Origin of the sequence: Flavobacterium sp. DSR3-2, assembly GCF_049896525.1 — a bacterium.
Taxonomy (GTDB): domain Bacteria; phylum Bacteroidota; class Bacteroidia; order Flavobacteriales; family Flavobacteriaceae; genus Flavobacterium.
Window position 1 is genome coordinate 57,861 of record NZ_JAFCUM010000006.1, and the last position, 12,054, is coordinate 69,914.

Annotated in this window: 12 protein-coding genes; 11 read left to right on the top strand and 1 reads right to left on the bottom strand. The window is 32.0% G+C overall.

What is annotated here, in order from left to right:
* Positions 1–3 precede the first annotated feature (3 nt).
* Complete coding sequence (locus tag ACP7AV_RS09170; protein WP_426091697.1) at positions 4–780, bottom strand: 5'-nucleotidase C-terminal domain-containing protein; 777 nt, start codon at positions 778–780, stop codon at positions 4–6.
* A 47-nt stretch (positions 781–827) separates the two neighbouring features.
* On the opposite strand from ACP7AV_RS09170, the gene ACP7AV_RS09175 reads away from it, so the two are divergent.
* From ACP7AV_RS09175 to ACP7AV_RS09225, 11 genes are all read left to right on the top strand, one after another.
* Positions 828–1,346: a DUF6913 domain-containing protein gene (locus tag ACP7AV_RS09175; protein WP_426091698.1), complete on the top strand. Its 519-nt coding sequence runs from the start codon at positions 828–830 to the stop codon at positions 1,344–1,346.
* Between the two features lie 7 nt (positions 1,347–1,353).
* Positions 1,354–2,241, top strand: a complete 888-nt coding sequence (dapA, locus tag ACP7AV_RS09180; protein WP_426091699.1) for a 4-hydroxy-tetrahydrodipicolinate synthase — start codon at positions 1,354–1,356, stop codon at positions 2,239–2,241.
* Between the two features lie 168 nt (positions 2,242–2,409).
* On the top strand, positions 2,410–3,210 hold the full coding sequence (locus ACP7AV_RS09185; protein ID WP_426091700.1) for an outer membrane protein assembly factor BamD: 801 nt from the start codon (positions 2,410–2,412) through the stop codon (positions 3,208–3,210).
* A gap of 8 nt (positions 3,211–3,218) precedes the next feature.
* A complete protein-coding gene (locus tag ACP7AV_RS09190; RefSeq protein ID WP_035671643.1) occupies positions 3,219–3,536 on the top strand; it encodes a DNA-directed RNA polymerase subunit omega in 318 nt (105 codons plus the stop codon).
* Between the two features lie 7 nt (positions 3,537–3,543).
* A complete protein-coding gene (coaBC, locus tag ACP7AV_RS09195; protein WP_426091701.1) occupies positions 3,544–4,761 on the top strand; it encodes a bifunctional phosphopantothenoylcysteine decarboxylase/phosphopantothenate--cysteine ligase CoaBC in 1,218 nt (405 codons plus the stop codon).
* A gap of 66 nt (positions 4,762–4,827) precedes the next feature.
* Positions 4,828–5,712 (top strand): DUF4835 family protein, encoded by an 885-nt coding sequence (locus ACP7AV_RS09200; protein WP_426091702.1) that lies wholly within the window; start codon positions 4,828–4,830, stop codon positions 5,710–5,712.
* A gap of 52 nt (positions 5,713–5,764) precedes the next feature.
* The gene (gene recN / locus ACP7AV_RS09205; protein ID WP_426091703.1) at positions 5,765–7,417 is read left to right on the top strand and encodes a DNA repair protein RecN; all 1,653 of its coding nucleotides are present in this window, start codon (positions 5,765–5,767) and stop codon (positions 7,415–7,417) included.
* Positions 7,418–7,506: 89 nt separating this feature from the next.
* Positions 7,507–8,697, top strand: a complete 1,191-nt coding sequence (gene fabV, locus ACP7AV_RS09210; protein ID WP_426091704.1) for an enoyl-ACP reductase FabV — start codon at positions 7,507–7,509, stop codon at positions 8,695–8,697.
* A 114-nt stretch (positions 8,698–8,811) separates the two neighbouring features.
* The gene (locus ACP7AV_RS09215; protein ID WP_426091705.1) at positions 8,812–9,813 is read left to right on the top strand and encodes a glycosyltransferase; all 1,002 of its coding nucleotides are present in this window, start codon (positions 8,812–8,814) and stop codon (positions 9,811–9,813) included.
* 1 nt (position 9,814) lies between these two features.
* Complete coding sequence (gene coaE, locus ACP7AV_RS09220) at positions 9,815–10,411, top strand: dephospho-CoA kinase (RefSeq protein ID WP_426091706.1); 597 nt, start codon at positions 9,815–9,817, stop codon at positions 10,409–10,411.
* A gap of 59 nt (positions 10,412–10,470) precedes the next feature.
* Positions 10,471–12,054 carry a sensor histidine kinase gene (locus ACP7AV_RS09225; protein WP_426091707.1) on the top strand — a complete coding sequence of 528 codons (1,584 nt, stop codon included), beginning with the start codon at positions 10,471–10,473 and terminating at the stop codon, positions 12,052–12,054.

The following is a 12,054-nucleotide window of genomic DNA, read 5'->3' on the forward strand; positions in this document are numbered from 1 at the left end:
TTTTTATTCTACCGTAATTCTAACATCTTTTATCACAGGAATAGTGTCAACTTCTTTAAAATAATCAATAAGGATATTTCGTAATTTGTATTCTAAATCAAATTTCTGAACACCTTTTTTAAAGAAATTCATGTTGTCTCCACCATTAGACAAATAATCATTGGTTCCCACATAATAAATGGTCTCTTTTTGAATAGGATTCCCTTGAACTAAAATATTTTTGCCAACATTATTTTTATCAATTGTAAAAGTTACTCCAGATAATGGATGTGGTTTCTTTTCAGCGATAAAAAAGTCGACCATTTCAAGTATTTGCTCTCCTTTTAATGCAATCACAACCAAACTGTTTTCAAACGGCATGATTTCAAAAGCTGTTCTTGATGTTACATTTCCTTTTGGAAGTATCGAACGAATCCCTCCGCTGTTAAGCAAACAAATATCAATATTCTTTTTTTCTCTAGCTTGAAATACGACATTTCCTCTCATTAAGGTAACATCAGCCATCAAATTACCGATTGTAGTTTGCCATTTACCACTGCTTTTATCCAATGTTTCCGGACAATAAGCTAACACGCTGTCTAAATCTTTGTTAATGTGTTCCCGATACGGTTTTATAAAATTTTCAATTGCAGGAACTTGATTCTCCTTTTCAGTAATAGGAATTCTTTTTCCTTCTATTTTAGTGACGTAATTTTGTTTGCTGCAAGAGGCAACAAATAAAAATGTTAAGAATATAACAAAAAGTTTAGAAACGTCGTTATACTTTTTTAGATTTACCATTTTAAATGCGACTTAATTAATTAATTTTGTAACCAAGTAAAAGTAATATGTTTTTGAATTATATAAAGAATTTTTTAGTAAAAAAAACATTAAAAAATAGCTTGCAAGATTCAAAAATGAATCACTCCTCAGGTATTGTACAAACAGTTGGTTTATTGGTAGATGTAACTAATTTTTCGGCAACCGAATTATTGATTGCAGAGTTAGTAGCAAACGGAATTTTAGAGAAAAATATAAAAACAATCTTTTATTTTGATGCTGTTAAGAAAAAAAAAGTATCGAAATATCCCATATTTAGCGTAGCGCAGCTAAAATGGAATGGAGAAATTAGAGGTCATGAGATTAATGAGTTCAGCAATGAAAAGTTTGATTTGTTAATCAGTTTTTATGACATCGAGAAAGCAATTTTAATGCAAATTACGCATGATTCTAAAGCGCAATTTAAAGTTGGCTTTTCATCAATAGACAAAAGATTAAATCATTTTATAATCAAAACGGAAATCAATAGTGACGCCGTTTTTGTAAGTGAGTTATTTAAATATTTAAAATTACTAAACAAAATATAGATATAATATGCAATCATTAATAGGAACTGGAGTTGCTCTTGTAACTCCGTTTAAACAAGATTTTTCAATTGATACTGAAGCATTAAAAAGAATTGTGAATTTTTCTATCGATGGAGGAATTGAGTATCTTGTCGTTTTGGGAACCACGGCAGAAAATGCAACTTTGTCTCAAGACGAAAAAGAATTAGTTATACGTACCGTAATCGAAGCAAATAATGGCGCTTTGCCATTAGTTTTGGGAGTGGGAGGAAATAATACAGCAAAAGTTGTTGATGAGTTAAAAACCAGAGACTTGTCAGTATTTTCGGCTATACTTTCTGTTTCTCCATATTACAATAAACCAACGCAGGAAGGGATTTATCAACATTTCAAAGCCGTTGCTGAAGCTTCTTCAATCCCGGTAATTTTATATAATGTTCCAGGAAGAACAGCAAGTAATATGCTGCCTTCAACTGTTTTGCGTTTGGCTAATGATTTCGAAAATGTTGTAGCTATAAAAGAAGCGGCAGGAGATATTGTTCAGGCGATGCAATTATTAAAAGACAAACCGAAAAATTTTCTGGTAATCTCCGGTGATGATATGATTGCTTTACCGATGGTTTTAGCAGGTGGATCAGGCGTAATATCAGTAATTGGTCAAGGTTTTCCGAAAGAATTTTCTGAAATGATTCGGTTGGGCTTAAATCGCAAAGTAGATGAAGCATTCAAAACGCATTACCTTTTAGCCGAGTGTATCGATATGATTTTTGAGCAAGGAAATCCAGCTGGAATCAAACAAATATTTCTATCACTGGGAATTTCTGAAAACACAGTGCGTTTGCCATTGGTAAATGTTGATGATACGTTAGCAAACAGAATTGATAAATTTGTCAAAAAAGTAAATAGAAAAGGTTAAAAAATCGGTCTTTTTATTAATAAAAAATATATTTTGAAGTCGCTGAATTAATAACTAAATTTGCCACCGAAACTTCGGTATGGTTTTGTGGGTTGTTTCAACTTGCAAATCATGATAAAAGGAAAAAAATGAAATCAAAGATTCACGAAATCTAAAAAACAATATTAAATGTTGAGTAAAAAAATAATATCTCTATTGCTTCTTGTTGCTGTTTTCAGTTCTTGTAACGAGTACCAAAAAGCATTAAAAACCGAAGATGTTGCTGTCAAGTTCGAAATGGCGACTCAGTTATATGATGCAGGAAAATATTCGAAAGCGATTCGTATTTTTGAACAAATTGCTCCGGCTTACAGAGGAAAACCTCAAGCGGAAAAACTTTTTTATATGTTCTCGCAATCGTATTACAAAACAAAACAATATTATTTAGCCGGATATCAATTTGAAAGTTTCGTTTCTGGTTATCCTAAAAGTGAAAAATTAGAAGAAGCTGCTTATTTAGGTGCAAAAAGTTATTCAATGTTGTCACCAGTTTACAGTTTAGATCAAACTGAAACTAATAAAGCACTGGATAAACTGCAATCTTTTATAGACAATTATCCAAACTCACAATACATTACTGAAGCAAATACTGCTGTGAAAGTATTAAGTGAGAAAATTGAGAAAAAAGTATTTGAAAATGCTAAAGGATACAATACAATTTCAGATTTTAAATCGGCTATTGTGGCTTTAGATAATTTTGTTGCTGATTATCCTGGAACGCCTTACAAAGAAGATGCATTATATTATAAGTTAGATTCTGCATATCAATTGGCCATCAATAGTGTTCCTGCAAAAATGGAAGAACGATTAAATGTTGCCAAAGTTTCACAATCAAATTTGATAAAATTTAATGCAGAAACGAAATACAAAAAAGTAGCTAACGAAATGTTAGCTCGAATAGAAAAAGATTTACAAAAATTTACTAAATAAATAAAGTCATGGATTTAAAAAAGACGAATGCTCCAGTAAATACAATAACATACAACAAAAATGTTATTGAAGAACCTACTGGTAATGTGTATGAAGCGATAACCATTATGGCTAAAAGAGCAAACCAAATCAACTCTGAAATTAAAAAAGAATTGACAGAGAAATTGGAAGAATTTGCTACATATAATGACAGTCTTGAAGAAGTTTTTGAAAACAAAGAACAAATTGAGGTTTCAAAATTTTACGAAAAACTACCTAAGCCACACGCTTTAGCAGTTCAAGAATGGTTAGACGGTAAAATCTACCACAGAGATTCAAATAAATAATAGTACGATGTCAGTTTTAAGCGGTAAGAAAATTCTACTTGGAGTTTCTGGTGGAATTGCAGCCTATAAAACAGCATCATTAGTACGACTTTTCATAAAAGCAGGTGCACATGTCCAAGTGATAATGACACCTGCTTCTAAGGATTTTGTAACTCCTCTTACTTTATCCACGTTATCAAAAAATCCTGTTCATTCCAGTTTTTACAATCAAGACGACGAGAATGAAAAATGGAACAATCATGTTGAATTAGCACTTTGGGCTGATTTGATGGTTATTGCGCCCGCAACAGCAAATACTTTGTCAAAAATGACAAATGGGACTTGCGATAATCTTTTGATCGCAGCTTATTTATCGGCAAAATGTCCGGTGTATTTTGCTCCTGCAATGGATTTAGACATGTACAAACATCCCTCAACGATAGCTAATTTCTCTTCTTTGTCTCGATTTGGCAATGTTATAATTCCTGCTGAAAGCGGTGAATTAGCAAGTGGATTATCCGGTGAAGGAAGAATGGCGGAACCTGAAAATATTGTAGCTTTTATTGAAGCCGATTTAAACAGCAAATTGCCACTTAAAGGAAAAAAAATATTAATTACTGCTGGCCCCACTTATGAAGCAATAGATCCGGTACGCTTCATAGGAAATCATTCTTCGGGTAAAATGGGTTTTGATATTGCCTCAAGCGCTGCGAATTTAGGTGCTTCTGTGATTTTGGTTTCGGGACCTACAAATTGTAAAGTTTCAAATCCTTTGATCGATGTTATTTCAGTAGTTTCTGCCGAAGAAATGTACAATGTTTGTCATCAGTTCTTTGCTGACGTAGATGTTGCAATTGCAGCGGCAGCCGTAGCTGATTATAAACCTAAGAATGTTGCTCAACAAAAAATCAAAAAAGTAGCGGATAACTTTACAATTGAACTCGAAAAAACGAAAGATATTTTAGCTTCTTTGGGTGCTCAAAAGAAAAATCAGTTTCTGATAGGTTTTGCTTTAGAAACAGAAAATGAAATTGAAAATGCAAAGCTGAAAATTCAGAAAAAAAACTTAGATTTGATAGTTTTAAATTCATTACAAGATCAAGGTGCAGGTTTTGGTAAGCCAACGAATAAAGTAACTTTTATTGATAAATATTTCAATATTGAACCGATGGAATTAAAATCAAAAGAAGCAGTGGCAGATGATATCCTAAACAAGGTAATAACGCACTTAGGAATTCAACGATAGCGAACAATACGTTCTGGCTTACAATAGTTTTGATTTGGACAAAAGCAAAATAATAGAAATCTACAGATGAATAAAATAGTTACTTTTTTGCTGCTTTTTATTGTTGGTTTTGCCCAAGCGCAACAACTAAATTGTGTGGTTACCGTAGATTCAAAAAGGTTGAGCGTCACCAATCAGCAAGTTTTTAAAACCTTAGAAACATCTATAAGCGAGTTTTTAAATAAAACAGATTGGACGGGTCAAGCTCTAAAGCAAAGTGAAAAAATTAATTGTTCAATGTATATTACTGTTTCTAGCAACAGTTCGGATCAATTTACAGCAACAATTCAAGTACAATCTTCCAGACCAGTATTTAATTCTTTTTATTCTTCACCTGTATTAAATTACAACGACAAAGACTTTAATTTTAGATACACAGAGTTTGAAAATCTAGTATTCAATCCCACTACGTTCGATTCTAATTTAGTTTCGGTGCTAGCTTTTTACAGTTATGTAATTTTAGCAATGGATGCCGATACATTTGTGGCTGAATCTGGAACGCCTAATTTTGAGATTGCTCAAAATATTTCAAATGTGGCGCAATTAGGCGGTTCCAAAGGTTGGAGTCAAGCTGATGGAAACCAAAATCGTTACTTTTTGATAAATGATATTTTATCTCCAACTTTTAAACCAGTCAGACAAACCATGTATGATTATCATAGTGGATTAGATTTAATGAGTCAGGATTTAAAAGTTTCGAAAGAAAAAATAAAAGCATCATTGGTTAATTTAGCAAAATTAAACCTTTCAAGACCGAATGCCTTTTTAACACGTGTCTTTTTTGATGCTAAATCAGATGAAGTTGTTTCTATATTTTCTGGTGGACCCAGTATTACCATATCAGATTTAGTTGATAATCTGAACAAAATTTCTCCGTTAAACTCAAGCAAATGGGTAGCAATTAAATATTAATTGGTCTTCAATTTACTTTTATTTTACTTCTCCCTAAAAAACAATATATTAAATGATAACGTCACTTTCGATAAAAAACTATGCTTTAATAGAAAAATTGACTATCGATTTTTCAAAAGGTTTTTCAACAATTACCGGAGAAACCGGTGCGGGTAAATCAATAATTTTAGGAGCATTAGGATTGGTTTTAGGAAAAAGAGCCGACTTGACTTCTTTAAAAAATAAAGAAGAAAAGTGTATAATTGAAGCTCATTTTGAAATTTCTAAGTATAGTTTGCTTCCTTTTTTTGAGGCCAATGATTTAGATTATGAAAATGATACTATAATTAGACGTGAAATTCTTCCTTCCGGAAAATCAAGAGCTTTTATCAATGATAGTCCCGTAAATCTGCAGGAATTACAGGAACTGAGCTTGTTCTTGATTGATATTCATTCGCAGCAGCAAACCCAAGAACTTTCGGATGAGAATGTGCAGTTCGAAATTATTGATGCAATTGCCAATAATAAAGAAACAATTTTGGAATATCAATCGCTTTTAAAAAGCTATAAATCGGATAAATCCAAATTAAATTCTCTGCTGAAAAGACAAAGCGAATCTAAAAAAGAGCAAGAATACAATACTTTTTTATTGGATGAATTAATAGCAGCACAATTAAAATCAGGTCAACAAGAATCTCTTGAGGCTGATTTTGAAAAATTGAATAATGTTGAGATTATAAAAGAATCTATCGATAGATCTTTGGCTGTTGCCAATGAAGAACAAATTGGTGTACTGCATAATTTGAATGAAATTAAGGTTTCATTACAAAAAATAGCCTCTTTTTCAACTGAATATCATACTTTGCTTGAGAGGATTACAAGCTTGACAATTGAGTTTGATGATATTTCGGATGAAATGAACCGTTGTTCTGAAAAACTGATAAATGATCCGCAACAACTGGATTTGATAAGTCAGAAGCTTCAGGTAATCTTTACTTTGCAAAAGAAACATCAGGTTTCATCTGTGGATGAATTACTTCAAATTCAAGCAAATTTGGAAAATTCAGTTTTGGAGCTATGTAGTATGGAAGAGGAGATTGCTGCACTGTCGCTTTCTATCAAACAAAAAACGGTTGAATTGGATGCTTTTTCGACAACAATTCATAATAATAGATTGGTTTCGATTCCAGTTTTATCTCAAAAATTGATTACTATTTTAGAAACGTTGGGAATGCCAAATGTTCGTTTCAATATTGATATTAATACGACGGAAACCTATTTTCAAAACGGAAAAGATGAGCTTCAGTTTTTGTTTTCTGCCAATAAAGGAACTGATTTCGGTTTGTTGAAAAAAGTAGCTTCCGGCGGGGAAATGTCAAGAATTATGCTTGCGGTAAAGGCGATATTGGCACAATATTCAAAATTACCGACATTGATTTTTGATGAAATTGATACAGGTGTTTCCGGAGAAATCGCTATCAGGATGGGCGAAATTATGAAAGAAATGAGCCAAAAAATGCAAATTTTTGCAATTACTCATTTACCCCAAATTGCGGCAAAAGGGAATGCACATTTTAAAGTATTTAAATCGACTGTTGGCGAGGATACGCAATCGGAATTGAAGCTTTTGAGTGACGATGAAAGGATTGTTGAAATCGCGCAAATGTTATCAGGAACGGTTGTCTCTGATTCGGCCTTAAATCATGCTAAAGCCTTGCTGAACTAATATTTTAAATTATATTTGTCATTTTTAAGCTTATGAAATTGCTTGAGAAAAAGAGTATTTGAAGAATAAATAAACGAATAACCAAAGTTATGATTATTGAACCAAGAATGAGAGGATTTATTTGTACGACATCACACCCAAAAGGATGCGAGCAAAATGTTAAAAATCAAATAGAATACATACAATCAAAAGGCGCAATTGACGGTGCTAAAAAAGTATTAGTAATTGGAGCTTCAACCGGTTTTGGATTGGCTTCCAGAATTACAAGTGCTTTTGGCTCTGATGCAGCAACTATTGGTGTGTTTTTTGAAAAAGCTCCTTCTGAAGGAAAAACAGCTTCTCCAGGTTGGTACAACTCTGCTGCTTTTGAAACTGAGGCACATAAAGCAGGTTTATATGCAAAAAGTGTTAATGGTGATGCGTTTTCAAATGAAATAAAACAACAAACATTAGGTCTTATAAAAGCTGATTTAGGGCAAGTAGACTTAGTTATCTATAGTTTAGCTTCTCCGGTTCGTATGCATCCGATTACCGGTGTTTTGCATCGTTCTGTATTGAAACCTATCGGTGGAACGTATACCAATAAAACGGTTGATTTTCACTCAGGTAAAGTTTCTGAAATCTCAATCGAGCCATGCAGTGGAGACGATATTGAAAACACAGTTGCCGTTATGGGCGGTGAAGATTGGGCGATGTGGATTGATGCTTTAAAAGCAGAAAATCTTCTTGCTCAAGGAGCTACAACGGTTGCTTATTCTTATATTGGACCGTCATTGACAGAAGCAGTGTATAGAAAAGGAACTATTGGTCGTGCCAAAGATCATCTTGAAGCGACAGCCTTCGCTATCACGGATAGTTTAGCTGCTATTGATGGAAAAGCATATGTTTCAGTAAATAAAGCATTGGTTACACAAGCAAGTTCCGCCATTCCGGTTATTCCATTGTATATTTCTTTATTGTATAAAATAATGAAAGAAGAAGGAATTCATGAAGGTTGTATCGAACAAATTCAACGTTTGTATCAAGAAAGATTGTATACCGGAAATGAAGTTCCGGTTGATGAGAAAGGAAGAATCCGTATTGACGATTTAGAAATGCGCCCGGATGTTCAGGAAAAAGTAGCTAAATTATGGATTGAAGCTGTAACTGAAAATTTAGCTGAAATTGGAGATTTAGAAGGATATAGAAAAGATTTCTACAATCTATTTGGCTTTGACGTAGCAGGAGTAGATTATAAAACAGATGCAAACGAAGTGGTAAACATCGAAAGTATTGGCTAATCAAATTAATGAATTTAAAATTTATAAAACCATCAATTATTAGTTGATGGTTTTTTTATCGATAAAGATTACATTTGTTAAAATTTTTTAAGTCTAAAAATACACATTATATTTATGTTTTTTTCCCTAATTATACCTGTTTATAATCGTCCTGACGAAGTTGATGAGCTTTTAGAAAGTTTATCGCATGCAACGTATCCTGAAATATTTGAAATTGTTTTAGTAGAAGATGGGTCTACTTTAGTTTGTAAAGATGTTGCTCAAAAATATGGTGACAGATTGAATATTTCTTATTATTATAAGAAAAATACAGGACCTGGTGATTCCAGAAATTACGGAATGCAGAAAGCCAGAGGAGATTATTTTATCATTTTCGATTCGGATTGTATTATTCCAACACAATATTTATCGGAAGTTGGTAAAGCTTTAAAACAAAATTATGTGGATTGTTTTGGAGGACCTGATAAAGCCTTAGATAGTTTTTCGGATATTCAAAAAGCGATTAATTTTGCAATGACTTCGTTTTTGACTACAGGAGGAATTAGAGGCGGTTCGGAAAAAATTGATAAATTTCAACCCAGAAGTTTTAATATGGGATTATCCAGAAAAGCTTTTGAAGCATCGAAAGGTTTTGGAAATATCCATCCGGGGGAAGATCCTGATTTGTCAATTCGTTTGTGGAATTTAGGTTTTGAAACCAAACTGTTTCCTAACGCTTACGTGTATCATAAGAGAAGAATTGATTGGAAAAAGTTTTCAATTCAGGTGAATAAATTTGGAAAAGCAAGGCCTATTCTCAACAGTTGGTATCCAAAATATAATAAACTGACTTTTTTCTTTCCTTCCGTTTTCATCATTGGATTTTTTACTTCCATTGTATTGTTGTTCATTTTTAATTTTGATTACCTACTTCAGTTGTATTTTTTTTACTTTTTCGTACTGTTTTTGGTGTCTTCTTACCAGAATAGAAGTGTTAAAATAGGCTACTTATCAATAATAGCGGTTTGGAAACAGTTTTATGGATACGGTTTAGGCTTTATAAAATCGTATTATAAGGTAATTATTTTAAATCAAAAACCGCAAGAAGCTTTTCCCGAATTATTTTTTAAAGTGTAACATGACAAAAATTATTGGTTTAACTGGCGGTATCGGAAGCGGAAAAACTACTATTGCAAAGTATTTTCAATCCTTTGGGATTCCAGTTTATATTGCTGATGATGAAGCTAAAAACATTATGCAATCTTCGGAAATTATTGCTGCGATAAAAAATACATTTGGCGAAGCAATTTTTGAACACGGAACATTGAATAGAGAGAAACTGGCCAACATCGTATTTAATAAACCGGAAAAATTAGAATTACTTAACAATATTGTTCACCCTGCCGTAAAAAAGCATTTTGAACACTGGCTTTTGCAGTATAAAAAAATTCCTTATGTAATTTATGAAGCGGCTATTTTATTTGAAAGTGGAGGTTATAAAAACTGCGATTTTATTATAACTGTCACAGCTCCAACAGATACAAGGATTCAACGGGTTATCGAACGTGATAAAACCACTCGTGAACTTGTTTTAAAAAGGATAAATGCACAGTGGACAGATGAAAAACGAATCTCTAAAAGTGATTTTGTTATCGAAAATATTTCACTTGAAAATGCAAAACTGGAAGTATATCGAATTCTTAAAATTTTAAAGATTAAACAAAAACATTCATAGGTGTTAATGTTTGGTTAATCTATTATTTAATATATTGTTAAAATACTAAATTTGTTTTGATGAATAAACTTTTTTTTAAAGTACTTGTTTTATTAATGAGCTTGTCCCTAATTGGGATTATTCTAGTTCAGGTGTATTGGTTTAATACCTCATTTAAAAATAATGACGAGCAATTTAAATTTCATGTTAAGCAAGTTATTGGCAGTGTGGCTGATAAGATTCAAAAACAGGAAGCGTATAACTTTTATGATAAAATAAATCACTATCGTGACAGTACAGGAAAAGTACCAAAAAAGGATGATATATTGGAATTTTATTACGTTCAAAAAAATCCAAGAACCAATAAAACAATTATATATTCAAACAGTATAATTTCTGAAGATTACAATATTTCACCTACGTTCTTTGATAAAAAATTTGATAGTGAAAAGTTTAAGAGCTTTAATTCTAAACGTGTTACAGAAGTTTATAACAATAATTCTATTGATAAATCTAACGTAACACAAAGTTTAATACCAGATATCAGGATTGAAAAAACTGGTAATTTAGATGTTTTAGATAATGCTTCATTTGAAATATTTTATAAAGATTTTGCTTCTGTTTTACCAATTCAGGAAAGAGTTTCAAAAGAGACGTTGAATAAACTCATCAAAAAAGAATTAGAGGAATCTGGTGTAAATACGAAATTTGAATTTAGTATTTACAATAATAATTTGGCCACTAATGTAAAATCGAACGAATTTAAATATAACAAAGAAGCAACGTACTCCACTCCAATATTTACTGATAATGAAGGGAACAGTAAATATCAATTGTTAGTTACATTTCCCCACAAAAAGAAATTTTTATTATCTGAATTGGTAAGTATAACCGTTCTTTCAATAATTTTCACATTAATTATTTTAATTGCGTATTCGAGCGCGTTAAATCAATTAATTCGCCAACGTCAGATTTCTGAAATCAAGAATGATTTTATCAATAACATGACACACGAGTTCAAAACTCCTATTGCCACGATAAACTTAGCTTTGGATGCCATCAGAAATCCAAAAATAATAGATGATAGAGAAAAGGTATTGCGATATCTGCAGATGATAAAAGATGAAAACAAGCGGATGCATGCACAAGTAGAAAATGTACTGCGCATCTCTAAATTAGAAAAGAAGGAATTAAATATCATCAAAGAATCACATAATATCCATGATATAATAAACGACGCGATTGAGCACGTGAATTTGATTCTGGAAGATAGAGAAGGTACAATTAAAAGTCATTTTGATGCTGTAAGAACCACAGTTTTGATTAATGATGTTCATTTTACCAATGTAATTGTAAATATTCTGGAGAATGCTATAAAATATTCTCCAAACGTTCCTGAAATTGAGATTTTTACTGAAAATATCAAGGACATGATTATTATCAAAGTAAAAGATAAAGGATTGGGAATGAGTAAAATTGCCCAAAAAAGAATTTTTGAAAAATTTTACAGAGAACATACTGGCGATATTCACAATGTCAAAGGACATGGTTTAGGTTTAGCGTATGTAAAAAGAATTGTTGACGACCATAACGGTCAAGTTTATGTAGAAAGTGAAAAGGGAAAAGGTAGTACCTTCATAATAAAATTACCATTAATAAATTAG